Source organism: Vibrio alginolyticus NBRC 15630 = ATCC 17749, from assembly GCF_000354175.2.
Lineage (GTDB): Bacteria > Pseudomonadota > Gammaproteobacteria > Enterobacterales > Vibrionaceae > Vibrio > Vibrio alginolyticus.
The window spans coordinates 1,459,484-1,485,396 of sequence record NC_022349.1 but is presented as its reverse complement, the minus strand read 5'-3'; the positions used below and the strand labels follow the sequence as shown (position 1 = coordinate 1,485,396).

29 protein-coding genes are annotated in these 25,913 nt (G+C 45.0%); 12 read left to right on the top strand and 17 right to left on the bottom strand.

The window, feature by feature from the left end:
• The first annotated feature begins 83 nt into the window (after positions 1-83).
• From N646_RS06705 to N646_RS06695, 3 genes are all read left to right on the top strand, one after another.
• Entirely contained in the window at positions 84-641 is a 558-nt protein-coding gene (locus tag N646_RS06705) for a hypothetical protein (RefSeq protein WP_017820743.1), read from the top strand.
• 51 nt (positions 642-692) lie between these two features.
• Positions 693-1,085: a DUF1353 domain-containing protein gene (locus N646_RS06700; protein ID WP_017633769.1), complete on the top strand. Its 393-nt coding sequence runs from the start codon at positions 693-695 to the stop codon at positions 1,083-1,085.
• 84 nt (positions 1,086-1,169) lie between these two features.
• Positions 1,170-1,580 carry a GNAT family N-acetyltransferase gene (locus N646_RS06695; RefSeq protein ID WP_017820742.1) on the top strand — a complete coding sequence of 137 codons (411 nt, stop codon included), beginning with the start codon at positions 1,170-1,172 and terminating at the stop codon, positions 1,578-1,580.
• A 73-nt stretch (positions 1,581-1,653) separates the two neighbouring features.
• On the opposite strand, the gene N646_RS06690 is transcribed toward N646_RS06695, so the two are convergent.
• Entirely contained in the window at positions 1,654-3,429 is a 1,776-nt protein-coding gene (locus N646_RS06690; RefSeq protein WP_017820741.1) for a SulP family inorganic anion transporter, read from the bottom strand.
• A gap of 199 nt (positions 3,430-3,628) precedes the next feature.
• A complete protein-coding gene (gene fadE / locus N646_RS06685) occupies positions 3,629-6,073 on the bottom strand; it encodes an acyl-CoA dehydrogenase FadE (RefSeq protein ID WP_005385392.1) in 2,445 nt (814 codons plus the stop codon).
• Between the two features lie 376 nt (positions 6,074-6,449).
• On the opposite strand from fadE, the gene lpcA reads away from it, so the two are divergent.
• The gene (gene lpcA / locus N646_RS06680) at positions 6,450-7,025 is read left to right on the top strand and encodes a D-sedoheptulose 7-phosphate isomerase (protein WP_017820740.1); all 576 of its coding nucleotides are present in this window, start codon (positions 6,450-6,452) and stop codon (positions 7,023-7,025) included.
• Positions 7,026-7,076: 51 nt separating this feature from the next.
• A complete protein-coding gene (locus N646_RS06675; RefSeq protein WP_005385395.1) occupies positions 7,077-7,922 on the top strand; it encodes a class II glutamine amidotransferase in 846 nt (281 codons plus the stop codon).
• 389 nt (positions 7,923-8,311) lie between these two features.
• Here the strand turns inward: N646_RS06675 and purN are convergent, their stop codons facing one another.
• Both purN and purM read right to left on the bottom strand, forming a co-directional pair.
• On the bottom strand, positions 8,312-8,968 hold the full coding sequence (purN, locus tag N646_RS06670) for a phosphoribosylglycinamide formyltransferase (protein WP_005394347.1): 657 nt from the start codon (positions 8,966-8,968) through the stop codon (positions 8,312-8,314).
• A gap of 151 nt (positions 8,969-9,119) precedes the next feature.
• Positions 9,120-10,160, bottom strand: coding sequence for a phosphoribosylformylglycinamidine cyclo-ligase (gene purM / locus N646_RS06665; protein ID WP_005389861.1), 1,041 nt, complete (start codon positions 10,158-10,160; stop codon positions 9,120-9,122).
• Positions 10,161-10,338: 178 nt separating this feature from the next.
• Between purM and upp the strand changes: the two genes are divergently transcribed.
• Positions 10,339-10,965, top strand: coding sequence for a uracil phosphoribosyltransferase (gene upp / locus N646_RS06660; RefSeq protein WP_005380401.1), 627 nt, complete (start codon positions 10,339-10,341; stop codon positions 10,963-10,965).
• A 116-nt stretch (positions 10,966-11,081) separates the two neighbouring features.
• Here upp and N646_RS06655 read toward each other — a convergent pair whose 3' ends face one another.
• The gene (locus N646_RS06655; protein WP_005389855.1) at positions 11,082-12,335 is read right to left on the bottom strand and encodes a uracil-xanthine permease family protein; all 1,254 of its coding nucleotides are present in this window, start codon (positions 12,333-12,335) and stop codon (positions 11,082-11,084) included.
• Between the two features lie 364 nt (positions 12,336-12,699).
• Between N646_RS06655 and N646_RS06650 the strand changes: the two genes are divergently transcribed.
• On the top strand, positions 12,700-13,908 hold the full coding sequence (locus tag N646_RS06650) for a DUF2066 domain-containing protein (protein WP_017820824.1): 1,209 nt from the start codon (positions 12,700-12,702) through the stop codon (positions 13,906-13,908).
• A gap of 140 nt (positions 13,909-14,048) precedes the next feature.
• Here the strand turns inward: N646_RS06650 and N646_RS06645 are convergent, their stop codons facing one another.
• The 4 genes from N646_RS06645 to bepA are packed head-to-tail and all read right to left on the bottom strand — an operon-like array spanning position 14,049 to position 16,900.
• Positions 14,049-14,489 carry a DUF2069 domain-containing protein gene (locus N646_RS06645; RefSeq protein WP_005380407.1) on the bottom strand — a complete coding sequence of 147 codons (441 nt, stop codon included), beginning with the start codon at positions 14,487-14,489 and terminating at the stop codon, positions 14,049-14,051.
• A gap of 22 nt (positions 14,490-14,511) precedes the next feature.
• Complete coding sequence (gene wrbA, locus N646_RS06640) at positions 14,512-15,081, bottom strand: NAD(P)H:quinone oxidoreductase (protein ID WP_017820823.1); 570 nt, start codon at positions 15,079-15,081, stop codon at positions 14,512-14,514.
• A complete protein-coding gene (gene arsC / locus N646_RS06635; RefSeq protein WP_005380410.1) occupies positions 15,082-15,432 on the bottom strand; it encodes an arsenate reductase (glutaredoxin) in 351 nt (116 codons plus the stop codon).
• A 16-nt stretch (positions 15,433-15,448) separates the two neighbouring features.
• A complete protein-coding gene (gene bepA, locus N646_RS06630) occupies positions 15,449-16,900 on the bottom strand; it encodes a beta-barrel assembly-enhancing protease (RefSeq protein ID WP_017820822.1) in 1,452 nt (483 codons plus the stop codon).
• Between the two features lie 257 nt (positions 16,901-17,157).
• Here bepA and N646_RS06625 point away from each other — a divergent pair, with 257 nt between their 5' ends.
• Both N646_RS06625 and N646_RS06620 read left to right on the top strand, forming a co-directional pair.
• Positions 17,158-17,394, top strand: coding sequence for a sulfurtransferase TusA family protein (locus N646_RS06625; protein ID WP_005380414.1), 237 nt, complete (start codon positions 17,158-17,160; stop codon positions 17,392-17,394).
• Between the two features lies 1 nt (position 17,395).
• Positions 17,396-18,469, top strand: a complete 1,074-nt coding sequence (locus N646_RS06620; protein ID WP_005380416.1) for an AI-2E family transporter — start codon at positions 17,396-17,398, stop codon at positions 18,467-18,469.
• Positions 18,470-18,546: 77 nt separating this feature from the next.
• Here N646_RS06620 and bcp read toward each other — a convergent pair whose 3' ends face one another.
• Both bcp and N646_RS06610 read right to left on the bottom strand, forming a co-directional pair.
• Positions 18,547-19,017 carry a thioredoxin-dependent thiol peroxidase gene (bcp, locus tag N646_RS06615; protein WP_005380418.1) on the bottom strand — a complete coding sequence of 157 codons (471 nt, stop codon included), beginning with the start codon at positions 19,015-19,017 and terminating at the stop codon, positions 18,547-18,549.
• Positions 19,018-19,033: 16 nt separating this feature from the next.
• Complete coding sequence (locus tag N646_RS06610; protein ID WP_005380420.1) at positions 19,034-19,576, bottom strand: glycine cleavage system protein R; 543 nt, start codon at positions 19,574-19,576, stop codon at positions 19,034-19,036.
• Between the two features lie 475 nt (positions 19,577-20,051).
• Here N646_RS06610 and dapA point away from each other — a divergent pair, with 475 nt between their 5' ends.
• A complete protein-coding gene (dapA, locus tag N646_RS06605; protein WP_005380422.1) occupies positions 20,052-20,930 on the top strand; it encodes a 4-hydroxy-tetrahydrodipicolinate synthase in 879 nt (292 codons plus the stop codon).
• 94 nt (positions 20,931-21,024) lie between these two features.
• Positions 21,025-22,044, top strand: a complete 1,020-nt coding sequence (gene bamC, locus N646_RS06600; protein ID WP_017820821.1) for an outer membrane protein assembly factor BamC — start codon at positions 21,025-21,027, stop codon at positions 22,042-22,044.
• Between the two features lie 106 nt (positions 22,045-22,150).
• Here the strand turns inward: bamC and N646_RS06595 are convergent, their stop codons facing one another.
• From N646_RS06595 to N646_RS06580, 4 genes are read right to left on the bottom strand one after another with little or no spacing between them, the layout of a single operon-like run.
• On the bottom strand, positions 22,151-22,354 hold the full coding sequence (locus N646_RS06595) for a DUF2897 family protein (protein ID WP_005380425.1): 204 nt from the start codon (positions 22,352-22,354) through the stop codon (positions 22,151-22,153).
• Positions 22,351-23,049, bottom strand: coding sequence for a M15 family metallopeptidase (locus N646_RS06590; RefSeq protein ID WP_005380427.1), 699 nt, complete (start codon positions 23,047-23,049; stop codon positions 22,351-22,353). Before N646_RS06590 ends, N646_RS06595 begins: the two co-directional genes overlap by 4 nt.
• Before the next feature lie 14 nt (positions 23,050-23,063).
• Entirely contained in the window at positions 23,064-24,200 is a 1,137-nt protein-coding gene (gene dapE, locus N646_RS06585) for a succinyl-diaminopimelate desuccinylase (RefSeq protein ID WP_017820820.1), read from the bottom strand.
• A gap of 18 nt (positions 24,201-24,218) precedes the next feature.
• Entirely contained in the window at positions 24,219-24,569 is a 351-nt protein-coding gene (locus N646_RS06580) for an ArsC family reductase (protein ID WP_005380431.1), read from the bottom strand.
• A gap of 291 nt (positions 24,570-24,860) precedes the next feature.
• On the opposite strand from N646_RS06580, the gene N646_RS06575 reads away from it, so the two are divergent.
• Positions 24,861-25,148, top strand: a complete 288-nt coding sequence (locus tag N646_RS06575) for a winged helix-turn-helix domain-containing protein (RefSeq protein ID WP_005380433.1) — start codon at positions 24,861-24,863, stop codon at positions 25,146-25,148.
• A gap of 34 nt (positions 25,149-25,182) precedes the next feature.
• On the opposite strand, the gene N646_RS06570 is transcribed toward N646_RS06575, so the two are convergent.
• Complete coding sequence (locus tag N646_RS06570; protein ID WP_005380435.1) at positions 25,183-25,515, bottom strand: DUF4156 domain-containing protein; 333 nt, start codon at positions 25,513-25,515, stop codon at positions 25,183-25,185.
• Positions 25,516-25,518: 3 nt separating this feature from the next.
• Entirely contained in the window at positions 25,519-25,872 is a 354-nt protein-coding gene (locus N646_RS06565; protein ID WP_005387718.1) for a DUF2956 domain-containing protein, read from the bottom strand.
• Positions 25,873-25,913: the final 41 nt, after the last annotated feature.

The window sequence follows — 25,913 nt, the reverse complement described above, 5'->3', positions numbered from 1 at the left end:
TTAACGTTGATTAATCATAATAAAGCTCGCATGATACTCTTTACGTATCGACTTGATTTTAGTGCGTATAGACGGAGTGAGTTATGACAATTGGAGAGTTAGGACTAGAACATTTACCACGACAAAAGGCCTTGGTTGAGTCAGCTTATGATGCCTTTTATTCTGAAAAAGACGTTGTTGCCGCGGTATTGCTTGGCTCCTTGTCATCAGGACAAGGTGACCGTATTTCGGACGCTGATGTTGTTGTATTTACTCAAAACAACTTCCATAAAGCCTCAGAGCCTTGCTTTACCCAGTTTGAAGCTAATAAAGACATTTTTTATCGCCTTGAGGGAGAGCACAACGAAAATGCGTGTTTCAAAAAATACATTTTTAATGACCTAACCAGTGCAGAGATTCATTGTTTAGATCTCTGTGACCCCTTCAAACTTTCTAAGCCATTTAAGACTTTATTTGATAAAGCTGATGTGATTGCGGGCATGGTTACTGATGAACCTGCGCCAAAGCATGAAGAGTTCCCAGTTTATACCAGTGGTGATCAAGGCCTGATCTGGGAACTCTTTGATTGTATTAAGTGGTTGAGCAGAGATAACCATGAGCTTGCTAAGTCCTACTTGAAAAAACTCTCTGAGAAACTCTAATTTGAGAGTCATCTCCGTTCCTCCCACTGAAGTTAGCTAAGCGGTTAGGTTATGAAATACAAAAAGCGTCAGAAGTATAAATACACTCTCCATTCTGAAGAAAAGATTGAGACTCACATTTCAGTGAGTAACGCGTATGACAGCCCTTTTCTTAGTTTGTCCAAACAAGGCGTGTTAACGATTAAAAAGGGCTATGCATGGGATGGAGCGAGTGGGCCAGCGTTAGACACAAAAAACATTATGAAAGCTTCTTTAGTGCATGATGCTCTTTACCAACTCATGAGGGAAGAGGTGTTGCCTCAAAGTGCTCGAAAGCATGCGGATACGTTGTTGAGAGAAACATGTTTAGAAAAAGGAATGTCTAGCTTCAGAGCAACTTATATCTATTATGGCGTCAGAGTTGTCGGCGGGTTCTTTTCTAGACCCGATACTTTGTGTGCTTAATGGGAACATCTTTCCAACGTATAACTGTTTATTTATACAGTTTAGTTATGTAAGCTCCAAGGTGATACAAAGGAGTAGTACATAATGACAATAAGATATGAAGAGCATGTGCCAAGCCCGAAAGAATACTGTGATATGCGTATAAAAGCCGGGCTATCACCTAAATCGTTGAAAGCTGCTGAAATTGGCCTACCCAATTCGTTATATGGCGTATCTGTTCGGGATGAAGGAAAGCTCATTGCAATGGGTCGGGTTGTTGGTGACGGGGCGTGTAACTTCGAAATTGTCGACGTTGCCGTTGATTCTGATTATCAAGGTAACGGTTTAGGTAGAAAAGTCATGGAATACATCGACGGTTATCTTTCTTCTGTTGCACTTGAAGGCTCTTACGTTTTTATGATTGCTGATGAACCGGTCTTTTACGAAAAGCTTGGTTATAGGCTGGTGGCTCCTAAAAGCCAAGGGATGACAAAAAAGTTTAAGCCAAAGGCATAACACGTATTCAGCTGTGAAGATAAGCACTAGAAAACAGGAGTTTAATTTCCTGTTTTCTATATTAAATTTCTATTTAAGCCACTTCTGGAATTGGTTTGGGTGGCTGCTCTAAATCAGGCTCTTTTTGAACAGTAGGAATTTGTCCCTCACCCACAGCACTGATGTAACAGCCACTAAGTTTAATGGCAAGGTACATATCAGCTCGCAGTAAGATGCCTCCTTCACTGGTGCTGATACCAGTAAGCTCACACCATTGACGAAGACGTCGTTTCCTTCCTGCTAGGATTAAGCGTACGCCTCTCTTTTTCAAAGTATTGTGAATATCTGCCAGTGTTGCCATCACACTGAGATCCAAGTGAGTAAAGCTCGACACGGCGTCGATGACAACGCAACTTGCGTCTTTGTGATGCTCTGCCTGCTCTAACACTCTACGTTTAAAGTAAGGAGCGTTGAAGTAAGTTAGCGGTGAGTTAAAGCGGTAAATCACCATTCCAGGAATAGGCGATGCTTTTCCTGAGTCGTCGATGGTCCGAATGGTACCTTTTTCATCCAGGCCAAGTAGCTGATCACTCGGCCGCATGACAATACGTAAAAATTGAAACAGCCCTAGCAGTACCGCCAAAGTGATCCCCGGTATTACACCCACGATCAACACAGAAATAAAAGTAATGATGGCCAGATAAAATGCATCTTTGTCACGAGATTTTAATTTCCAAATTGCTTTAAGATCGAGCAGCGATAGGGACGCAATGATCAATACAACACCAAGTGAAGCGATAGGGATGAACTGCAAAGGCTCGTAAATAAATACCGCAATAATGGCAATAGTGATTGCAGCGACAATCGAAACTAATTGAGATTTACCGCCATTTGCATCATTGACGGCTGTGCGTGAGTCAGCGCCGCTTATCGCGAAACCTTGCGAAAACGCTGAGGCAATGTTGGCAAAACCCAACGCCTGAAACTCTTTATTAGCATCAATATCATAACCGTTTTTAGCAGCGAAACTGCGGGCGGTGAGCATCATGCTAACAAAACTGACAATCGCAAGGTTGAGAGCCGGGACCACTAGTTCACGAACTTCACCTAGCTCAAACTCCGGTGTTTGAAACTGAGGGAAGCCACCTTGAGTGAGTCCGACAACCGATACGCCCATCTCTTGTAAATGGAAAAACCAAACTGACGCAGTAGTTACGAGGATCGCCAGCATGGCAGCAGGCCAAGTTGGTCGGTAGCGTTTGGTGAGCAAATAAACGACAACCGTCACGATACTCAGAGTTACAGTAGGCCAATGAAGCTCGGTTAGTCGTTGTGGAGCTTCCCATAAACGTTCCAGTAAATAACGTTGCTCGTATTTCAAACCGACTACTTTCGCAAACTGACCAACGATAATTGTGAGAGCAACACCGTTGAGTAGACCCAAAAGAATCGGACGAGAAAGGAAATCTGCAAACACCCCTAGCTTGAAACGACTTGCCAGTACACACCAAATCCCCGTCATCGCTGTCATGGTCATAACCAACTGCCAATGTTTTGTGGGGTCACCTGCGGCAAGTGGTGTCACAACAGCAGCGATCACTGCACAGGTTGCTGCATCGGGTCCGACAATGAGTTGCCGAGATGTGCCCATCATGGCGTAAACCAACATTGGCAGTACACACGAATACAGACCGACAATTGCGGATACACCAGTTAACTGTGCATAAGCTATGGCAACTGGCAGTGCAACCGCGACAACAGAAAAGGCGGCTCTAAAGTCGTTAACAAACCATTCTTTTTGATAATGCTTAAGCTGAACAAGCCCTGGGAACCACTGTGCGAGTAATATTTTAGCCAACGGATTTACCATATATGTGAGTGAGTTACTTAAAGTATACACCGCTTAGTTGGAACGTCTGTGAGTTAGTTATCACTGGAAATCGGGGGAAAGATTGGAGTGCGTGGCTTTTATTGCGATTGCGCAGGGGCTTCGTGGTGTTATGAATGCGATTCTGGAAGCAATAAAAAACGGGAGCTGATACTCCCGTTTGTGGTCTCAGATTCTAGAGTTACGCGACACTATCCATCTGAGGGTATAGCGGCTTTGCGGCAAGCAGTTCCGGCTCAAAATCATCAACGTTGATTGTATCTAGACGATGCTGTTCCGCTTCTCTGAGTAGATCGGCTTCTTCTTGCGTGATAAAGCCTTGCTCTAACCCTTCCTGAGCAATCATATCCAAACGTAAGAATGGGCGACGCTTACCTTGCGCTTTACATACTTTGTCAAACACAGGCTCAGCTTGAAGAATGACTGATAGTGCAAGCTCAATCTTACCTGCTGCGTTGTGCTCGGTTGGTTCAAGGTATTGACCGCGACCAATGCGTGAGCGCGTTGCACTTGGCGTTTGTAGAATGCGCGCCACTTTACTGTCTAGTTTATCGCTTGGCGCTTTGCGTACACGACCGAATGGCATGATTAACACGCGCAGTGCACGACCAATCACTTTGTTCGGGAAGTTTGCTAAGAATTCGTCTACCGCCACTTCCGCTTGTTTCAAACTGTCTTGTAGACCCCAGTGTACTAATGGTAAATCTTCGACTGGGCGTCCATCTTGCTCAAAACGTTTCAACGTCGCAGAGCTTAAATATAGCTGGCTTAGAATGTCACCAAGACGCGCTGATAGACGCTCTTTACGCTTCAAAGAGCCACCTAGCACTGCCATCGAGATATCCGATAGTAAGGCAAGGTTTGCACTGTAGCGGTTCAATTGTTGGTAGTAACGCTTGGTTGCATCTTTGGTTGGCGATGAAGAGCCCAGACCGTCGCTCAAACCAAACCAGATACTGCGCACTAGGTTACTCATTGTAAAGCTCACGTGACCAGCAAGCGCTTTATCAAATTTCTCGACAGCATTACTTGCTTCAGAATACGCCGCGTTCATTTCTTCAAGAACGTACGGATGGCAACGGATTGCGCCTTGGCCAAAGATGATCATTGAGCGTGTTAGAATGTTAGCACCCTCAACCGTTACTGCGATTGGCGCACCTTGGTAACCACGAGCTAGGAAGTTAGAAGGTCCCATACAGATACCTTTACCGCCTACGATGTCCATTGCATCGATGATGCTTTGCTGGCCGCGGTGCGTACAGTGATACTTCACGATAGCTGAGATAACTGAAGGTTTTTCACCTAAGTCGATACCCGCAACGGTTAAGTTGCTTGCTGCATCCATCACGTAAGCATTACCACCCAAGCGTGCTAATGGTTCTTCAACTCCTTCCATATGGCCGATCGGCTGTTTGAACTGACGGCGAATACGTGAGTAAGCACCGGTTGCCATTGCCGCAGTTTTGATGCCACCTGTTGAGTTTGAAGGTAGCGTGATACCACGTCCAACCGACAGACACTCAACCAGCATACGCCAACCTTGGCCCGCCATTTTTTCACCACCGATAATGAAATCGATAGGAACAAAGATGTCTTTACCGCGCGTTGGACCATTTTGGAATGGTACATTGAGCGGGAAGTGTCGGTTACCAATCTCAACACCTTTGACATCAGTTGGGATAAGCGCACAAGTGATGCCAAGATCTTCTTTGTCGCCTAGCAAACCTTCAGGATCGCGAAGTTTAAATGCTAAGCCTAGTACCGTTGCGACTGGCGCTAGGGTGATGTAGCGCTTGTTCCAAGTCAGGCGCATACCCAGTACTTCTTTTCCTTCCCATTCGCCTTTACAGACCACACCGTAATCTGGAATAGAGCCTGCGTCAGAACCCGCTTCTGGACTTGTTAGGGCGAAACAAGGGATTTCCTTACCTTCAGCTAGACGCGGTAAGTAATGATTTTTTTGATCTTCAGTACCGTAGTGTTGCAGTAGCTCACCTGGGCCCAAAGAGTTAGGAACACCAACGGTAGACGATAGAACGCCAGAAACACCCGTTAGTTTTTGTAGTACTAGTGATTGCGCGTATGCTGAGAATTCCAGACCACCGTACTTTTTCTTAATGATCATGGCGAAGAACTTATGATCTTTCAGGTATTGCCAAACTTCTGGCGGTAAGTCCGCGAGTTCATGGGTCACTTGGAAATCACTCACCATGGCGCACACTTCATTCACAGGGCCGTCTAAAAAGGCTTGTTCTTCCGCACTTAACTTAGGTGCTTGAATCGCGTGTAGCTTTTGCCACTCTGGTTTGCCTTTAAACAGTTCGGCTTCCCACCAGACGGTACCTGCGTCTAACGCTTCTTTTTCGGTTTGAGACATAGCTGGCAGCACTTTCTTGAAAAGCACTAACGCTTTGCGGCTAATTAAAGACTGACGTACGCCAGGAACCGCGAGCACAGCTGCGGCGAGAACGTAAATAGCCCAACCAATAACGCCGACAGTTCCTGCTACTGTAAGAGCCAGCATGGCCGCGGTGAGTAAGCTAATAGATTTCACGAGAGACATGCGGTGGTAGAGCGTAATGCCTAGCACGATCGCCATCGTGATGATTGAGAGCAAGATGTCCATATATATTTTCCTTTTCAGACTTTATAAGTTTTGTACGTCTGTATGTTAGGTAAGAGGTCTAACCAGTTGGTTTAAGTGTAATCAAAATATTAAGGAAATGTAAAACATAAGATTGGATAAAAAGTGATCTAAGTAGATTTAAAATTCTAAAGTTGAGATTTGAGTGATGGTTTCATGAGCAAGTTGACAAGTTTATTACCATCACTAATCTAAATCTGTTGGTTCACTATCGACACTAATTCTCGTTTGTGGGTAAACTCAGAGTAATCAAACCCGAGTTCAGGTTTATGAAATGTCCGATACCAAATTGGTATCAGAACAATTTGCTCAGTGAGTCTAGAGCTGACTGAAGCCGAAATAATAAAGAGAACGTCTTATGTACCATGATCTGATTAGAAGTGAATTAAACGAAGCTGCTGAAGTGCTCAACAAATTTTTAAGCGATGACCATAACATTGCGCAAATCGAAGCAGCGGCGAACATGATTGCTGACTCATTCAAGCAAGATGGTAAAGTATTGTCGTGTGGTAACGGTGGTTCTCACTGTGATTCAATGCACTTTGCCGAAGAGCTAACAGGCCGTTATCGAGAAAATCGTCCTGGCTATGCTGGTATTGCTATTTCAGATCCAAGCCACCTTTCTTGTGTGAGTAATGACTTTGGTTATGACTTCGTGTTTTCACGCTATGTAGAAGCGGTTGGTCGAAAAGGTGACGTACTGTTTGGTCTGTCGACGTCAGGTAACTCAGGTAACATCCTGAAAGCGATTGAAGCAGCACAAGCTAAAGGCATGAAGACGATTGCGCTAACAGGTAAAGATGGCGGCAAAATGGCAGGCCTTGCAGATATTGAAATTCGCGTGCCACACTTTGGTTATGCAGACCGCATTCAGGAAATTCATATTAAGATTATTCATATCATCATTCAGTTGATCGAAAAAGAGATGGAATAATCGTTTTACGGCCACCGTTTCGAGCTGTGTTGTTAGGGAGTTTTTTAAACCATGTGTGAATTGCTCGGTATGAGCGCTAATGTTCCAACGGATATTTGTTTCAGTTTTACTGGGCTCATGCAGCGTGGAGGTCGAACCGGCCCACACCGTGACGGATGGGGGATCACCTTCTACGAAGGGAAGGGCTTTCGAACCTTCAAAGATCCCAAGCCAAGTTGTGAGTCTAAAATAGCAGAGTTGGTACAAAATTATCCCATCAAAAGTCGTGCGGTCGTTAGTCATATCCGACAGGCGAATCGTGGTGGTGTTAATTTAGAAAATACTCATCCCTTTACACGTGAGCTGTGGGGTAGGTATTGGACGTTTGCGCATAACGGTCAGCTCTCTGGCTACCAAGACTTGCATACAGGTCGACATAGACCTGTCGGTGAGACAGATAGTGAACTGGCATTTTGCTGGTTATTGAAGCAAATGGAAGATCGATATCCTGAGCCACCAAAGGATATGGAGTCGGTATTCTTATATGTTGCTAAATGTTGTGATGAGCTAAAAGAGAAGGGTGTATTTAACATGCTTCTGAGTGATGGTGAGTATGTAATGACGTATTGCACCAATCATTTGTATTGGATCACAAGACGCGCACCGTTTGGAAAAGCCGCGTTGCTTGATGAAGATGTGGAAATTAACTTCCAAGAAGAAACAACGCCACATGACATCGTTTCTGTGATCGCAACTCAACCTTTGACGGGCAACGAAGCTTGGCAGCGTATGAAACCTGGCGAATACGGCTTGTTTCACCTAGGTGAACTAGTCAAAAATAATGCCTCTGAACTGGTAAATGTGCCGTTTGCGGCGGCTAAGCCGGGCAATCAAGCGCCAACCGAACCGTTAGAGTGATGGTCTCTTACTCTGAATATAAAAATAAAGCTCGCTTAATCGCGAGCTTTATTTTTATGCGTTTTAAACCGAGGGCGGATACGGATGAGCATTCTTACTTTCTAGAGTGCTGGTAGTAGAGTCCTAGTCTCGCTAAGGCTTGCTGTAAAGACGTAACTGATAGAAATTTCTCATAAAACACCTCGTCAGTCTGAACGGTGAAGAACGAACCAGATGCAGAATCTACTTTCCGAGTGTTATGTTACTCAAGTGGTTATGGGATTTTTTAGAATGCTGGGTTTTAGGTTTCTAGTCTCACCATGGTTTTCTTGAATCAAGTTTATAAGTATTAAAACAACCAAGAGCAGCCCTCAGGCTGCTCTTTTGTGCTTGGAGTTTATTATTCAGGGCTACTCATCTGAGGCGTACCCATGTACGCCAAGCTCTGCGCCATCTAAATAGGCTTTACCATCCTTCATGATCAACCGCTCGTCTACCAGCCACTTAGCCACCATAGGGTAGATTCGGTGCTCCTGCGCCTGAACACGTGCCGCAAGTACACTAGCATCATCGTCTTCGAACACAGGAACTTTTGCTTGCAGTATGACAGGGCCACCATCAAGCTCTTCCGTTACAAAGTGCACACTCGTACCATGTTCTTTATCGCCAGCATCAATTGCTCTCTGGTGTGTGTGTAGCCCAGGATATTTTGGTAGAAGAGAAGGGTGGATATTGATCATCTTACCCATGTAATGAGAAACAAATGCGCTGCTCAGAATGCGCATGTAACCAGCAAGAATAATCACGTCTGGTTGGTATTCATCTATTTGACTCATTAGCTCTGCATCAAAGCTTTCACGCGAGCTGAATGCTTTAGGGTCGACAAAGTGACCGTCCACATCAAACTTTTTTGCACGTTCTAAACCAAAAGCATCTGCTTTGTTAGAGAACACGGCTGCCACTCGTGCGTTTGGCATGCTGTCTTCGCAAGCTTCCAAGATAGCTTGCAGGTTACTTCCGTTACCCGAGATGAGGACCACAATGTTTTTTAGGGTATGGTTTTTCATGATGTCGAGAGCGCCTTGGTATTGTAGGTTGGAGTTATGTAGCTTCTAAACTACCTACTAATAGAATGGTTTTTAGTGTTCTAGATAGCAAAATGAGGACCTAGTCATCTAGTGTCCTCATTCTTCTTATCTTTTGAGCTCGATTTGCAAATTATTGGATTTCAACTTGCTCTTCGTTCGCGTCTGCTTGTGCGATTTGACCAATCACCCACGCGTTTTCGCCTTCTTCTTTAAGAAGAGCAACTGCTGCATCTGCCTGGTCTTTCGGTAGTGCGACGATTAGACCTACACCACAGTTGAATGTGCGGTACATTTCGTGTGTGTCGACGTTGCCTTTCTCTTGTAGCCACTTGAAGATAACTGGCCATTCCCAACTGTTACCATCGATAACTGCTTTCGTGCCTTCAGGCAGTACGCGTGGGATGTTTTCCCAGAAACCACCACCAGTGATATGAGAAATCGCATGGATGTCGTGTTTCTCAATCATCTTAAGTGCTGACTTGATGTAAATTTTTGTTGGTTCTAGTAGGTGCTCACCAATAGTGCGGCCTGCTAGCTCTTCGCTCTTATCTGCACCAGATACTTCTAGGATCTTACGGATAAGGGAGTAACCGTTTGAGTGTGGGCCGCTTGAACCAACAGCGATAAGTGCATCACCAGCAGCGACTTTCGTGCCGTCAATCACGTCTTCTTTTTCTACTACGCCAACACAGAAACCAGCTACGTCGTAGTCTTCGCCTTCATACATGCCAGGCATCTCCGCAGTTTCGCCACCAATTAGGGCACAACCTGCTTGAACACACCCTTCTGCGATACCTGAAACAACATCCGCTGCGGTATCAACGTCTAGTTTGCCTGTTGCGTAGTAATCTAGGAAAAACAGTGGCTCTGCGCCTTGCACGATAAGATCATTTACACACATTGCCACTAGGTCGATGCCAATCGTGTCGTGCTTGTTCATATCCAGTGCTAGGCGAAGTTTTGTGCCAACGCCATCAGTACCAGAAACCAGTACAGGTTGTTTGTATTTAGTTGGCAATTCGCATAGCGCGCCAAAACCACCGATACCACCCATAACTTCAGGGCGACGAGTACGTTTTACCGCACCCTTAATACGATCCACAAGCGCGTTGCCTGCATCAATATCTACACCAGCGTCTTTATAGCTAAGAGAAGAGTTGTTACCACTCACAGGGAAGTCCTCGGTATTAAGTTGGATATGAAAACGGCGCTATTCTAACAGTGCTTAAACATAGATAGCAAACGTTTGCGTCTGTTTTTTCTTTAGTGATTTATCCTGATATCCCTGTGAAAATCATGTATAATCTGAAGGTTTGTTTAAATATTGCCAACTATAGCCGGAGATGGACATGAAAGTTGTTGAAGTAAAGCACCCTCTAGTAAAACATAAAATTGGTCTAATGAGAGAAGGTGACATCAGCACAAAACGTTTTCGTGAGTTAGCGACTGAGGTCGGTAGCCTACTTACTTACGAAGCAACGTCAGACTTTGAAACAGAAAAAGTGACCATTGATGGTTGGAACGGTCCGGTAGAAGTAGACCAGATTAAAGGTAAAAAAGTAACCGTAGTGCCAATCCTACGTGCAGGTCTAGGCATGATGGATGGAGTTCTTGAGCACATGCCAAGCGCACGTATCAGTGTTGTGGGTATTTACCGTGATGAAGAAACGCTTGAGCCAGTTCCTTACTTCAACAAGCTTGCTTCAAACATCGAGGAGCGTATTGCGCTTGTTGTTGACCCAATGCTTGCAACAGGTGGTTCTATGATTGCTACGATCGATCTCCTAAAAGAGAAAGGTTGTAACCAAATCAAAGTGCTGGTACTTGTTGCTGCACCAGAAGGTATTGAAGCGCTAGAAAAAGCACACCCAGATGTTGAGCTATACACTGCGGCAATCGATGAGAAGCTTAATGACAAAGGCTACATCGTTCCGGGTCTAGGCGATGCAGGTGATAAGATCTTCGGTACTAAGTAATTCTTTGATGTATTACTATGACTGAACAGAAAAAGGCTTGGTGAAAACCAAGCCTTTTTTGTATCTACAAGAGGAGAAGAGTAAGACACGCCAACTAATAAAGCGGCGCAAACGAACTATTTCGCGCTTTCTTCTTCCATTTGTGCGTTATCTACAACGTGGTTTTCACCTAAATCGTTTGGTAGCACAAGGTTAAGAATAATTGCCACGATACCGCATAGACTCACACCTTGTAGACTGAACTCACCAATACCGAAGGCCATACCACCAATGCCAAACACAAGGGTTACGGCAACAATCACTAGATTACGAGACTTATGTAAATCAACGTTATTCTTGATCAGTGTGTTGAGGCCTACCGTTGCGATAGAGCCGAACAGCAGAATCATGATACCGCCCATGACAGGTACTGGAATCGTTTGAAGAACCGCACCTAGCTTACCTACCAATGCAAGTACGATTGCGGTGATTGCTGCCCAAGTCATGATCACAGGGTTAAATGCTTTGGTTAGCATTACCGCTCCTGTTACTTCACTGTAAGTGGTGTTTGGTGGAGCACCCACCATCGAAGCTGCGATAGTTGCCACCCCGTCACCTGCGATTGTGCGATGAAGGCCTGGTTTTTTCAGGTAGTTTTTACCTGTAACGTTTGAGATGGCAAGCATGTCACCTACGTGCTCAACCGCAGGTGCGATAGCGACAGGAATCATGAACAAAATTGCGTTGATATTGAACTCTGGCGCGGTGAAGTTTGGCATGGCTAGCCAAGCCGCTTGTTCTACGGGAGTGAAATCAACCACCCCGTAGAATAGAGAAACAGAGTAACCAGCAAGAATACCACCAACAATAGGAACGAGCTTCAAAAAGCCTTTTGCAAAAACGCTGAGTACAATGGTTGTGAGCAGTGAGACCGCCGAGATAATGATCGCAGCATCACCATTAACTAGCTGTGCAGCTCCATCACCAGTTTTACCTACCGCCATGTTCACTGCTGTTGGGGCAAGGCCAAGGCCGATAACCATGATCACAGGGCCAACGACAACGGGCGGGAGAATTTTATGGATAAATCCAACACCACGCACTTTGATCATCGCCCCTAGAGCCACATAAACTAAGCCCGCTGCCATCAAGCCGCCCATCGTTGCACCGATACCCCAAGTTTGGATACCGAACATAATAGGAGCAATAAACGCAAAAGAAGAGGCAAGGAAGATGGGAACAGAACGTTTAGTCATTAATTGGAAGAGGAGAGTACCGACACCGGCACCAAAGAGGGCTACGTTTGGATCAAGGCCAGTTAGGAGCGGCACAAGCACCAAAGCACCAAAAGCGACAAAGAGCATTTGAGCGCCTTGTAACGCGTTTTTCATAATAATTCCCTATTTTCAAGATACGCAGACAAATCCGGCGAATACTATCATCCTGCAATCGTTTGCAATGTTGCATAGATCAAACTTTCGATTGAATTTTTCTCATAAATAGCACTTTTGAGAGTTGCTTGCTTGCAAATTGTCCTCTTTTACGTGTCTTGCGTGAAGATGAAAAATGGACAGCCTAACTTGTTGAGATAGCTTAATAAGCAATGAGTTTATTATAAAAATAGCACTGAAGCGCTGGTTGAGGCCCGAGTTAACAAAGCTGGTCATAATACAGACAATTTACTCAGTACTTGCCTTGCTCAAGATTTGATAGTTGCTTATTATTCGGGTTCTTGTTCAGAGGATTATAAAAACTATGCGCTATTTAGCTCTCTTACTGATAGGTTGGTTGTCCCTACCAGTATATGCATTAACTCAGGTGGATATCTATCGTGCCGAAGTGGTTATCGACAGTGAGCAGAACGACGGTGAGTCTTTGGCTCGTCAACAAGGTATGCAGGATGTGATTGTTCGAGCGACCGGTTCTCAATCCTCTTTAAGCAATCCAGTGATTAAAAAGGCACTCAGCTCAAGTGCGCGTTACATTTCTCAACTGAGCTATGGGCAGGTTGATGGAAAAGCGAGCCTAAAAATGTTGTTTAACAACGACCAAATCAGCTCTCTTTTAACACAAGCACAATTGCCATCTTGGTCGCCAAATCGTGCCAATATTTTAGTTTGGATGGTTGAAGAACGGGGTTACGATCGTAACATTGTGTGGGAACATTCTGAATCTTCAAATGTTGCAGCACTTCGTAGCGCAGCGAAATTAAGAGGCCTACCAATCACTATCCCGGTTGGGGATTTTGATGATGTGACCGGTGTTAATGTCTCTGATCTTTGGGGCGGCTTTATTGAGCCAATTGGTCAAGCCAGCCAGCGCTACCTAGCTGACGCCGTTTTGGTTGTACGAGCTCAAGGTGAACAAATTCGTTGGACACTCTACGACCAGTCGCCAACGAGAATTGTAGAAGCGCAACGTTCTCCGCGTAGCGGGTCTGCATCAGGTGCTAATGCTATTGCAGAAATGGTGGATGGCATCGCAGACTACTATGCAAGTAAGAGTGCAGTTGTGGTTTCAGGAAAGTCTTCAAAAGCGCTAGCAGTGAAAGTCCTTAATGTAACCTCTGCAACGGACTTCTTCCGTTTAGAGAATGCGTTAAAACAACTTAATTCGGTTGCGGGTACAGAGATTAAGCGTGTTCAAGGGGACGAGTTAACGCTCAACATCCACCTTTTGGCATCACAACAAGCTTTTGAGAAAGAAGCTTCTTCTATTTCTCAATTAATGGTTTTTGAAGATCCTTTAGGTGAAGTTGATGCCCCAGCTTCAACTCAAGAAGAAGAGCCATTGGTTCAGAGTAATGAAGCAAAAGACGCCGCGACGCCAAAAGAAGCGCAGCTTGAAGTACCAGTAGATATTGTGGCAGAAGCAAGTGACGAAACACAGCCAACTCAGCCGATGATTGTGGAGCCTGTCCGAGAACAGTATGACTTGATCTACGAGTGGCGCTCGGCATCGTAATCGCCTTGGTAGCGTTCCAGGCGTGAAACGCAAGGATCAAAGACCAATGTGGTAAGCATAAAAAAGAGTCGCAATAGCGACTCTTTTTGTTTTCTAAATTCGTATTCGAACCAATGATCAGTGATTGACTGCAATTGGCGTTATTTATTGAATTTCGCTTTTTCTTCTTTTTCTACTTGAGAGAGGCGTTTCAACTTAAGACCTAGCTCTTTGCCTCTCGCTCTAGCAAACAAAATATTGCCAGCGAAACCGAGTGAAGTCAGTATCAGTTCCACTGCCGCAAGCCAGCGTTCACCCCCATCCACATAGAGGATGGTCAGCGCATGCAAGAAATACAGCATAAGAACAAAGTTAGCCCAAGCATGAGTGTAAGGCTTACCAGCTAAAATACCAGGCAACGGAAGTAGTAGCGGAATACACCAAGCAATAGCAAGTGTTGTGCTGCTGAGGTGAGGGTGAGGGGATAACGCAAGCTGCCAAATAGCGACCCAGGCTAATAAGGCTAAGTTGCCAAATAAAGCCAGGTAACGATAGGTTTTAGCCTGTGTACCGAGTGGTGTTTGGTCTAAAGAGTCAGACATCGATTAACTATCCTTGATTTTACTAACAGACTTTTAGTTTTAACGCTGCAGTTGCCAGCCTTTTGCCTAATTGTTGTGCCAGGCGAATCTCTTCACTGCTTAGGGTTGCCTCATGGCCTACACTGCTGGCGCCATACGGAGTGCCTCCGGACTGCGTAGTGTGTAACTCTGGCTCGGAATAAGGAATGCCCAAAACCATCATCCCGTGATGCAATAAAGGGGTCATCATGCTTTGTAACGTTGTTTCTTGACCACCATGCATCGAGGACGAAGAGGTAAAGACACAAGCAGGCTTATCGATTAAGTCACCACTGACCCATAAAGATGTAGTCTGATCCCAGAAGTGCTTTAAAGGCGCAGCCATGTTGCCAAACCAGACGGGACTGCCAAACGCTAGACCGTCGCACGTTTTCAGTTCCTCTAGAGTAACAATTGGATCAGAAGGGGAGTGTGAGTGAGGTGACAATTCTTCAACTGTACGCAAAATTACTTGGCATTGAGGAGTCGATTCGACTCCTCTTGCTATTTGTCTTGCCAGTTGTTTTGTCGAGCCATGACGGCTGAAATACAAAATAAGGATCTGGCAATCCATTTATAAAATATCCAACACTTGCTCTGGTGGGCGACCAATTTTTGCTTTGCCGTTAGCAACGACAACCGGACGCTCAAACAACTTTGGATTTTTCGCCATTGCTTCGAATAATTGCTCATCGCTGACGGAGTCTTCGCCTAAGCCAAGCTCTTTATATTCACTTTCTTTAGTGCGCATCATTTCACGTACAGATGAAAAGCCAAGCTGGGCGTACAGCGCTTTTAGTTCATCCACGTTAAGTGGTGTGTCTAGGTATTTGACGACTTCCGGTGTAACACCATTTTGCTCAAGCAGTTCAAGTGTTTGACGGCTCTTTGAGCAACGAGGGTTGTGATAAATCACGACTGACATGGTTTTCTCCATTTCGTTATTGTAATGCCATGAATCGATCTCTTTGGATCATGAGTTGGTCGATACGGGCATCGTATCGCGCTTGCTCTAAGCTGCCCAACTTGGCCATTTTACTTGCTTCACTATAATATTGAATCGCTTTATTCCAATTTGCTCGCAATGCCAAAATTTCTGCTCGAGCAGCCAACTCTTCATCGCTACGCCCCAGCGCGTGGTAGCTCTTCGATATTAGGTGCCAGCCATTTGTATCTTCAGGATAGTCATGAGTGTATCTTTGAAGAACTCGCGTGGCTTGATCGTTTTTATTGTCCTCAAGTAGCGCATTGGCGTAGTTAATGGTCAATACTTTATTTTGAGGGTTACGAGATAACGCTTTGCGGAGCATCTCGGTTGCTTTTTCTGGCTGCTTCTTCTCGATGTATAAATCCGTCATAGCGTCCAAGTAAAACGGGTTACTTGGGTCTTGTTCCAGTAACTTTTTCAAAATTGGTTCCGCTTGAGATAAGCGTTTATTGTCTAAATGCACGAGTGCTCGACCATAATCAAAAGCAGGTGTAATGTCCGCAGAGGCTTTCTTTTGGGTTCTCTCAAACCAGCTCAGGGCGGCTTGTCCATCAATGCCAGCGTAACGAGCCACAATGCGCGCGCGAGCTAGATGATAGTCTATTGAAGGCACAACACGCATTGGAGGATAGGTTCTTGCTCGCGCACGGCTATCGGTAATTCGATCTTCAGGCAAAGGGTGAGTCAGGAGCATTGGTGGCGGTTTACTCGCATAACGATACTCATCAGCAAGACGGCCAAAAAACCTTGGCATTGCTTGAACATCAAAGCCGGCTTTTGCTAGTGTCGAAATACCAAAGCGATCCGCTTCTTTTTCGTTTGCACGAGTGTAGTTGATTTGACTTTGCATGTTGCCCGCGGTTGCTGCTGTAATTGCAGCCATCCCCGCTTCGGGTGAGGCAATTGAAAGTAGTAGTGCCCCCGCAAGTGCGGCTAATGTGGCCGGAGAGCGACGCGCTTGTTCTTCCATACTCCGAGCAAGGTGACGTTGTGTGACGTGCGCTATCTCGTGAGCGACAACAGAGGCCAGCTCACTTTCTGAACGAGCATGAAGAAACAACCCAGAATGCAGCGCTACATAGCCACCAAAAAACGCGAATGCGTTGATATTACGGTCGCGAATCATAAAGAAGTGGAACGGCGTTTTTACATCATTCGCATTGGCCACTAATTTGTGCCCAAGAGAGTCAATATATTCATTGATGGCAGGGTCATTAACGATAGGTTTACTGGCTCTGAGCATACGCATATAGGCGTCGCCATAAATCAACTCTTGGTCTATTGAAAGCGTGCCACCAGCAGCTGTGCCAATGTCTGGCAAGTCAATGCTATTGGCATAAGTTGTCGGCGAACTGATGGCAGCAGCAAGACATAAGCAAACTAGCGAGCGAGTGCGTTTTAACATACGTTTACAAGGTTCTCCAAAATACATAAGCATGTGGTTACAGGTCGAGAGCCTATTAACAGCGCCACATACGTTTTGGTTATCCGTGAGGATATAAGCTAACAGTAAGACCGGAAATAAATGAATTGGTTTCGTAAATTATTTTATATCCGAGCTATTTCAGCATGTGGTTAAATCATGTCAGAAGTGCTAGCACCAGCTCAAAAAGCCGTTACAATACAACCCTATCATAAGTGCAGAGCAATACAATGGAATCCATGTTACTTGATTTGCGTGAGCAACGTTGTCCTATGGCACTGTTACTTGCAAAGCGTCATGCTGCTGAGGTCTTTCAAGGAGAAGCAAAGCAGTATCATCAACTTGTCATTCAAGTGGTGGACAACAGCTCTAAACGAGACATTGTGAACTATCTTAGTGCCCAAGGGTACTCAGTTGATTGCCAATCTACATCAGAGCACTACACATTGACTGTCTTCAATAAGGAATCCGCATAAGATGTTTGAAATGGTTAGTCGTTGGTATAAACGACGTTTCTCTGACCCTCACGCAGTAAGTCTCGTCGCGATCTTGCTGTTTGGCTTTATCACCATTTACTTCTTTGGACACTTGATTGCGCCATTACTTGTCGCGATCGTTTTGGCTTATCTACTTGAATGGCCAGTTGTCAAAATGTGTCGTATAGGCGTGCCGCGCACCTTGTCGGTTATTATCGTTATCTTGGTCTTTGTCGGGTTGATGTTAATTGCGTTGTTTGGCTTGGTTCCGACGATTTGGACTCAGGTCGGTAATCTAATTAACGATATTCCGAACATGTACAACGGGCTACAAAAGTTTATTGTCACATTGCCAGAGCGCCATCCTGAACTAGCCAATTTAGAAATAGTAGAAACCGTGGTGACGAACGCCAAAAACCAAGCACTGGGGCTGGGTGAAAGTGTCGTCAAAGGGTCGCTTGCTTCATTAGTTAGCATTGCAACGCTAGCGGTATATTTGATCTTAGTGCCACTCCTTATCTTCTTTTTGCTTAAAGACAAAGAAGAAATGCTGCGAATCGCAAGCGGTATTCTGCCGAAAAACCGTAAATTGGCGAATAAAGTTTGGCATGAAATGAACGAGCAGATATCAAATTACATTCGCGGTAAAGTGTTAGAGATTTTAATCGTGGGCGGTGTGAGCTACGTGACTTTTGCCCTTTTAGATCTTCGTTACTCGGCGTTGCTTGCCGTAGCCGTTGGTCTGTCGGTTTTGATTCCTTATATCGGTGCGGCGGCTGTTACTGTACCTGTTGCTATCGTTGGTTTGTTCCAATGGGGTTTAACGCCTCCGTTTTATTGGTTGTTGCTTGCTTACGGTATTATCCAGGCGCTGGATGGTAATGTGTTGGTTCCTGTTCTGTTTTCCGAGGCAGTAAACTTACACCCAGTTGCTATCATTGTGGCTGTATTAGTCTTTGGTGGGCTGTGGGGTTTTTGGGGGGTGTTCTTCGCCATTCCTTTAGCGACATTAGTCAAAGCCGTATGGCATGCATTACCAAGCACGGAAGAAAACGAACCTGTCGAACAAGAGTAGTTGTTACCAAAGGTACGATGGTTAAAAGAAAGCCCAGCAGTTTGCTGGGCTTTTTGTTTGTAGAAAAACAATAGCGTTTAAGCGTTTTCGTTTAAGTAGTTTAATACGACTTCGTGGTGATCTTTGGTTTTGAACTTGTTAAACACGTGTTCGATCACGCCTTCTTCATTGATCAGAAAGCTAATGCGGTGAAGACCGTCGTATACTTTGCCCATGAATTTCTTTTCGCCCCAAACGCCGAACTGGTCTGCAACGGCATGGTCTTCATCAGAAAGCAGAGTGAAGTTTAAATCATCGCGCTCGATGAACTTGCCTAGGCGCTTTACAGGGTCGATGCTTACGCCGAGTACTACCACGTTATGTGCATCGAGTTCAGCTTTGATGTCACGAAGGCCTTTTGCTTGTGTAGTACAACCCGGCGTCATCGCCTTAGGGTAAAAGTAGAAAAGTACTTTCTTGCCTTTAAAGTCTTCAAGAGAAACGGTATTTCCGTCTTGGTCGAGCAAAGAGAAGGCTGGCGCTGGCGAGCCTGCTGTCAGCGTATTCATTTTGATTTCCTTTACTTTATAGTGTGTTTTTAATGAAATTCAGAGAACCTTGTACGTTGAGCGACTTACAAAGTTCATCGAAGTCTTCTTGTAACTGCATCAAATTAAAATCCGCGCTTACAGATGCAGTAATCGCAATGTGAAACTGGTCAGAATCGAGTTGAATTTTCGACTTGCTGATGGTTTGCGCACTAAGAGAGTCTAAACCAATCTGCTGATCAGCGAAGAACTTAGTAAATTTTTCAGTTAACCCAGGGCGGTCTTCAGACTCAATAAACACTTCCATGGTGTAGCTGTTATCGAGCAGTTCGTGCGCCGCTGTGCGTTTCATGATCGTAATAAGGTCATGTTCTTGGCCAAGCAGGGGCAATTGCGTTTCAACTCGAGTCACGCTGCTGGCGTTCCCAGTCAGGAGCATGATCAGCGTAAATTCGCTGCCAAAGATAGCGATACGGCTATCGACTATGTTACAACCAGCTTGAGTAACGAGCTGTACGACTTGGTTACAAATGCCTGGACGGTCCGTTCCAACTGCTGTAAGTACCAGATGTTGCTTCATAAATGAGCTTCTTGTCCTTTCTTCAATAGAGAGATGTTAGCACAGATATTGCGAAGAAATATCGAGCCAGTTCTTTTTTAGTCTATAAAAAGCAGGAGGATGTTGAGGGGAGCGGTGGGAAATAAACAGTAAATGCAGGCTACAGGATAAACAAAACGTTTGCATGATGTGCTTGCCTATTGTCTGGCCGTTTTATTCACTTAGATCTGACTTGGCTAACAAGACCAAAGAGTATATTTTCCTTGCTTGTGCTCTTCAGTATTTTCCAAATCACTGATAGATTCTAAAGTCACTCGAAAGCCCAACACGATTATCAATATTGCCGTTAATCAAACCAAATAGAGCAATTAAGTTGCTAGACCTCTAACAACTGGTAATTATTCATTCATTTGTACTTTGTAAGCGAGTTTACGCTCTTGTGTTTTTCAATCGCATTACAGTACCATGCAGAAAGAGTTAAATGAGGGAGATAAACATGTTTTCAGGAAGTATCGTAGCGCTGATTACGCCATTCAAAGCAGATGGCGAAGTAGACTTTGATGGTCTGCAAAAGCTAGTAGAGTACCACGTTGAAGCGGGTACAGACGGTATTGTGGCAGTAGGCACAACAGGTGAGTCAGCGACACTGACCATTGAAGAGCATGTAAAGGTCGTTAATAAAACTGTTGAGTTTGCCGACGGTCGCATCCCTGTGATTGCTGGCACGGGTGCAAATGCTACCCATGAGGCAGTAACATTTAGCAAATTACTGGCTGATTCTGGTATTGCTGGCTTCCTGAGTGTGACACCGTATTACAACAAACCAACTCAAGAGGGTTTGTTTCTACATTACAAGGCAATTGCCGAAGCGAGTGATGTGCCTCTAATTTTGTACAACGTACCAGGCCGTACTGCTGTTGATATGCAGCCAGAAACAGTGGCACGCTTGTCAAAGCTTGATAATATCGTGGCTCTAAAAGATGCAACGGGCGATTTGGAACGAATTGCAATTCATCGTGAACTTTGTGGCGAAGATTTTATCTTACTAAGTGGCGATGATGCGACAGGGCTGGATTTTGTGAAACTTGGCGGCAATGGTGTTATCTCGGTAACGAACAATATTGCAGCTAAAGACATGGCAGACATGTTCCATTTGGCAAGTGAAGGTAAGTACGAAGAAGCAGAAGCGATTAACCAACGCTTGATGACTCTACACAAAAACCTTTTCATCGAAGCAAGCCCTATCCCAGTAAAATGGGCAGCGCAAAAGCTTGGTTTGATTGAAGAAGGTGGTTTGCGTCTTCCTTTAACTACGCTTTCTGAAAAATCGCAGCCGATCGTCGAGCAGGCGCTAACAGACGCCCATATTTATTAAGATTGAGCTATTAAGATTGAGCTATTAAGATTGAGTTACTAGGATTGAAGTTCATACTGGGGGCCAAAGCGCCCTCGGTGTTTTAGGAGTATAGATGAAGCTTTCAAGCCAGTTAGTGTTAAGTTCATTAGCTGTATTCGTATTGACTGCCTGTTCAGGTGGTGCCAATCAACGTCGTCAAGCAAAAGATGACTTCGAGTATTTGAACTCCCCAAATTTGGGTGAGTGGAATGTCCCAAAGGGTGCACAGCCTCAGTTTTACCCTAACTACGAGATCCCTCAGGGTAACTACGCTGGTGGTGTCGGTAAAGATGTCGACATTCGTCCACCTCAACAAGTCCTAGAGCTTATTCCCGGTGCACGTCTAGACCGCAGTAGTGATGGTGAAGTGACACTTTGGCTACTTCGTAAAGATGAACTAGATAAAGTTTGGCAAACGGTGCAAAACATGGTCGCGGCTAACGAGATTCCAGTTGAAAGCCAAACAGACTCTCGCATCGAGACAGGATGGGTGACTTGGGATTCGCCAGATGAAGAGCTAGAAATTGGCAGCCGATATGAAATCGTACGCGCTGAAGCAAATGGTCGACACGGCTTTAAGGTGAGCCTTATTGACTGGCGTGAAGGCAATCAAGTGAAAGAAGTAACGGCGACCAACCGTGAGCGCTACAATGTGTTCATGACGAACTTGGTCACCGCTCGCTACGATCAAGAAGTGCGTGAAGAAGCACAGCGTAAAGCGCAAGAGTTGGTTAAACAGATCCCAATCACAATGGGTAAAGACCGCAGCGGACTTCCAGTGATTATCGCGCGTGCGCAATACAACATGCTTTGGCAACGTCTGCCTAATATTCTACCTAAGATGGGCTTTAAGATTGAAGAGCGTAGCCAGTCTCAGGGCACAATCACTGCGAAATATGCATCTCCGGATGATGAATTCTGGAACGATATCGGCGTTAAACCAGTGGAGTTAGCCGCTGGTAAGTACACATTCTTACTTGGTGATTTAGGCAACCGTACGTCTATCAATATCACCGACTCCTCTGGCAAGCCAGTAGAAGAAGAGTTTTTGAAATCACTAGCGCCTGTATTGGCTGCAACAGTGAAGCAGTAAACAAAGCGAGCTTAACGCGGCGTGTTTACTTAATGATAGAAAAGGGACCTAGTGGTCCCTTTTTTGATGTTTAGATTAAATGTGTCGAGATGAAGCTGGTGAGTAACTAACGAGGCTCGTTTTTGTTTTTATCTTCTTCAGCGTAGCGCTGTTTATCCAATGTGTTCAGCTTATCTAAATCGTTCTTACGGCTTTTATCCATCTGACCAAACTTCATTTTTGCGGTATATTTGAGTGCGGCAATATTACCAATGACCACGCTCAACACTACAATAATAATGACCCAAGGATTGGTTAGTATTTCTATCATAGAGCCTCCGGCGGCGTGATATTGTGAATAAATTTGGCAACGACGTTATCCAAATTATTCAGTATGACGTCAATCCCTGCAATGTTGTCGGTCTGATTTTGTTTAATCAACTGGCTTCTGAGTACATCAAGCGTCAACTGCTCGAGGCATTGCTGCCCGACAGCGCGGTGACTAATGTGCCAAGGCTCAATCGAAACGCCACCTAAATCATGTTGATAAGGAAAGAAGAAACCGAACCGACCAAGGTTGGCTTTTAACCATTGGTTGAACGCCTGCTGGTGGCCTTCAAGATACTCCCAAGGTTCCAACTTGAGTCTTGTGTCAGCAGGCAATAAATTGTGCGCATAGACATCAAAATCACAACCCCAATGATGACGACTTCCTCCGGGCAATGCCGACCAGCGCAAAATGGCCATCAATTTCTCTTTGTCATTTAACTCTGCTTTATTCAAAGGGCGGGAGTTGATGTCGAGAATTGGCAACTCACCAGAAAACTTCCCGTTCCAGATGGCTTTTTGGCGATTAAAGTCACGAAAACCACTGGCGATTTCCATTTTGAAACCTGCTTCTGTTGCCGCTTCAATCATCTTTAGCAGATCGTCAGCCACTTCAGGGTGGAGTAGAAACGCTTTTTGATCCACTAAAGTGGATTGAAGATGGGAATCAGTGATTCCGGTGAGTTGCTCTGGTGTCATTGTGTTCTCGCTGATTACTTCGCCAATAGGTGCTTCAACGTGTTTTCGTACATGTCCGTCAACTTTTCAAGATCGTCGACTTTCACACACTCGTTCACTTTATGAATCGTAGCGTTAACAGGGCCTAACTCTACGACTTGACCTCCCATTCGAGCAATAAAACGACCATCAGACGTACCGCCAGTTGTAAGTAGCGCTGGCTTCGTATCATTGACTTCGGCCACTGCAGCTACAACCGCGTCTAGCAGTGCGCCCGTATCGGTCAGGAATGGGTCACCGTTGAATGTCCATTTTAGGTCGTAGTCCAGCTCATGCTTGTCCAATGTTTCGGTAACACGCTGAACAATTGCGTCATTGTTAAGCTCAGTACTAAAACGTAGGTTGAACTGAACATGGAACTCGCCAGGAATAACGTTAGACGCACCAGTGCCAGCCGATACATTCGGGATCTGGAAACTGGTCGGTGGGAAGTAATCATTCCCTTTGTCCCATTCTGTCGTCGCGAGTTCATGAATCGCGAGTAGAGACTCATGCACTGGATTGCTGGCTAGGTGAGGGTAGGCCACGTGGCCTTGTGTTCCTTTTACCGTTAAATCACCAGTGATGGATCCACGGCGTCCATTTTTCACTACATCGCCAACCACTTCGGTGCTGGATGGTTCACCAACAATACACATATCGATGTTCTCACCACGTTCCATCAACGTTTCTACAACACGAACGGTACCGTTGATAAATGGCCCTTCTTCATCCGACGTAATTAAGAAGCCAATTGAGCCTTTGTGATCTGGGTTTTCGGCGATAAAGCGTTCAACTGCAACAACCATAGCGGCGAGTGACCCTTTCATGTCAGCTGCGCCGCGGCCATGCAAGTAACCATCAATAATGGTCGGTTCAAACGGATGTGTATTCCAGTGTTCCAATTTGCCAGCTGGTACCACATCGGTGTGGCCAGCAAACGCAAATAGCGGCGCTTCTGAACCACGTCGAGCCCAGAAGTTCGTGGTGTCTTCAAATACCATCACTTCAATTTCAAACCCGAGTGCTTTTAAGCGCTCGATCATCAAATCCTGACAACCTGCGTCTTCCGGCGTTACGGACTGTCTACTGATCAGATCTTTAGCAAGTGCCAATACTGGACTGTCTGTCATCCTTGAGTATTCCTTTATTTAAGAGTTGAAAATGCTAGCGTATTGATCAGCTTTAAAACCGATATGAAGTTGATCATTCACTTTTAAAATTGGGCGTTTAATCATCGCAGGGTTTTCTACCAAAAGAGCGATGGCGTTTTCCTCGTTAAGTGTGTCTTTCTGCTCTTGCGCTAATTGGCGGTAGGTTGTGCCACGTTTATTGAGCACCTGTTCCCAACCTAAAGCGCGACAAAATTCACTTACCATTTCTGCATCAATGCCTTGCTTACGGTAGTCATGGAAGTCGTAAGCAATATCCTCGGCTTCTAACCATTTCTTGGCTTTTTTGATCGTATCGCAGTTGGGAATACCAAACATGGTAATCGACATAGTGTTTCCTTTTTCTTTGTTCTATTTTTCACTGGCGCGGTTAAGACGCACTTAAGTGATTTGGGCTGTTAAAGCATCCTATCAAGAAGCAATCAAACTGACAAAATGCGGTGGAAAATATTTTCAGATAGATTGAGATAACTAATGTCACATAACTTATTTACGATGAATGCGCTATAAATCGAATAAAAATTCGTCTAAATAAAATGGAAAAGTCGAGTTATTGATCAAACGCAACACCTCGCTGAGCAAAAACGAAATAATGAATCAGCACAATTTTAGGAGGTGTCAATGGAATTGAGTCCTGTTTTTGCAAGGCGGCTATATTTGGCCTTGTTGGTGGAAAACCTAGAAAGGCCGAATGTGCCAAAGTTGATCGAAAAAACGGGGTGGCCTCGTCGTACTATTCAAGATGTACTCAAGGCGTTACCTGGGATCGGCATTGAACTCATATTCGTTCAAGATGGCCGACGTCATAATGACGGCTATTATCAACTTTCAGATTGGGGGCCTTTTGATAGCCAATGGGTTCTAGAGCGGGAGAGAGATATCGCTAGCAGTCTTGGATTTCGTGCATAAGCCAGCAATTGCTGGCTTTTTTCATATTCAGGCCTCATCCATTGCAGCGGTAGGCGGAACCCAGTACGCTAAATGAAGTGATAAAATCTTGTGGGGAAACCATAAAAACGGTGTCCGCATCGATAGCCGCTGCATTGTTTTTTAAATCGTTCATCGCGCCTTGCATCATCGCGTCATTAGTCATGAAAATGTAGTTATACCAATGGCCTTCACTTCCGGTGACTTCGCCTTTGTATTCGCATCGCTCAGGGTCGAATTGCGCGTCAATGCGAATATGAACATCTTGACTTTGAGCATGAGTAAGGTGAGATGGCATCGTGCAACCCGTTAGAAGCACGACAAAAAGTCCAAGTAACAGGCGTTTCATTAGCTATTTCCCCAATACTATGTAAGCAGCAAAGCCAATCCAGCTCAGGACAAGTAGTGTCCAAGGCAGTTTGCTTGATGAATGGTTTGGCGCATCGTTGGTGATATTGTCTTGTTCGATAATCTCTTCATGCTGACGTTGTTTTTCACGTTGCTGTTTTTTCTTCGCTTTATCGGCTTGGCGGTTGCGCTCTTTTTGTTGTTTCTTATATTGCGCGATGCCTTTTTCGATACCTTGAGCGATGAGCTTGGTTTGCTCTTTGGTTTGGCCGGGCTTTTGCGTGGATTTAGCAATTCTCATCGCTTCGGCTTGTGTTTCTTGAGAAGGCACAGGGGTGGCAGGAGTTCTTTTTTTCATGTTTCTCATCAACGTCGCTGTAAATCTTTGTTTAGTTTACC

Coding starts and splice junctions, on each gene's coding strand:
- N646_RS06580 (WP_005380431.1), bottom strand. CDS start 24,569: ATGTCGATTACCATGTTTGGTATTCCCAACTGCGATACGATCAAAAAA.
- N646_RS06705 (WP_017820743.1), top strand. CDS start 84: ATGACAATTGGAGAGTTAGGACTAGAACATTTACCACGACAAAAGGCC.
- N646_RS06575 (WP_005380433.1), top strand. CDS start 24,861: ATGGAATTGAGTCCTGTTTTTGCAAGGCGGCTATATTTGGCCTTGTTG.
- N646_RS06565 (WP_005387718.1), bottom strand. CDS start 25,872: ATGAAAAAAAGAACTCCTGCCACCCCTGTGCCTTCTCAAGAAACACAA.
- wrbA (WP_017820823.1), bottom strand. CDS start 15,081: ATGGATTGCCAGATCCTTATTTTGTATTTCAGCCGTCATGGCTCGACA.
- dapE (WP_017820820.1), bottom strand. CDS start 24,200: ATGACAGACAGTCCAGTATTGGCACTTGCTAAAGATCTGATCAGTAGA.
- lpcA (WP_017820740.1), top strand. CDS start 6,450: ATGTACCATGATCTGATTAGAAGTGAATTAAACGAAGCTGCTGAAGTG.
- bamC (WP_017820821.1), top strand. CDS start 21,025: ATGAAGCTTTCAAGCCAGTTAGTGTTAAGTTCATTAGCTGTATTCGTA.
- fadE (WP_005385392.1), bottom strand. CDS start 6,073: ATGGACATCTTGCTCTCAATCATCACGATGGCGATCGTGCTAGGCATT.
- N646_RS06700 (WP_017633769.1), top strand. CDS start 693: ATGAAATACAAAAAGCGTCAGAAGTATAAATACACTCTCCATTCTGAA.
- N646_RS06590 (WP_005380427.1), bottom strand. CDS start 23,049: ATGACACCAGAGCAACTCACCGGAATCACTGATTCCCATCTTCAATCC.
- N646_RS06695 (WP_017820742.1), top strand. CDS start 1,170: ATGACAATAAGATATGAAGAGCATGTGCCAAGCCCGAAAGAATACTGT.
- N646_RS06655 (WP_005389855.1), bottom strand. CDS start 12,335: ATGAAAAACGCGTTACAAGGCGCTCAAATGCTCTTTGTCGCTTTTGGT.
- bepA (WP_017820822.1), bottom strand. CDS start 16,900: ATGTTAAAACGCACTCGCTCGCTAGTTTGCTTATGTCTTGCTGCTGCC.
- dapA (WP_005380422.1), top strand. CDS start 20,052: ATGTTTTCAGGAAGTATCGTAGCGCTGATTACGCCATTCAAAGCAGAT.
- N646_RS06610 (WP_005380420.1), bottom strand. CDS start 19,576: ATGAAGCAACATCTGGTACTTACAGCAGTTGGAACGGACCGTCCAGGC.
- N646_RS06570 (WP_005380435.1), bottom strand. CDS start 25,515: ATGAAACGCCTGTTACTTGGACTTTTTGTCGTGCTTCTAACGGGTTGC.
- N646_RS06645 (WP_005380407.1), bottom strand. CDS start 14,489: ATGTCTGACTCTTTAGACCAAACACCACTCGGTACACAGGCTAAAACC.
- N646_RS06650 (WP_017820824.1), top strand. CDS start 12,700: ATGCGCTATTTAGCTCTCTTACTGATAGGTTGGTTGTCCCTACCAGTA.
- N646_RS06675 (WP_005385395.1), top strand. CDS start 7,077: ATGTGTGAATTGCTCGGTATGAGCGCTAATGTTCCAACGGATATTTGT.
- purN (WP_005394347.1), bottom strand. CDS start 8,968: ATGAAAAACCATACCCTAAAAAACATTGTGGTCCTCATCTCGGGTAAC.
- upp (WP_005380401.1), top strand. CDS start 10,339: ATGAAAGTTGTTGAAGTAAAGCACCCTCTAGTAAAACATAAAATTGGT.
- N646_RS06690 (WP_017820741.1), bottom strand. CDS start 3,429: ATGGTAAATCCGTTGGCTAAAATATTACTCGCACAGTGGTTCCCAGGG.
- bcp (WP_005380418.1), bottom strand. CDS start 19,017: ATGAATACGCTGACAGCAGGCTCGCCAGCGCCAGCCTTCTCTTTGCTC.
- N646_RS06620 (WP_005380416.1), top strand. CDS start 17,396: ATGTTTGAAATGGTTAGTCGTTGGTATAAACGACGTTTCTCTGACCCT.
- N646_RS06625 (WP_005380414.1), top strand. CDS start 17,158: ATGTTACTTGATTTGCGTGAGCAACGTTGTCCTATGGCACTGTTACTT.
- arsC (WP_005380410.1), bottom strand. CDS start 15,432: ATGTCAGTCGTGATTTATCACAACCCTCGTTGCTCAAAGAGCCGTCAA.
- N646_RS06595 (WP_005380425.1), bottom strand. CDS start 22,354: ATGATAGAAATACTAACCAATCCTTGGGTCATTATTATTGTAGTGTTG.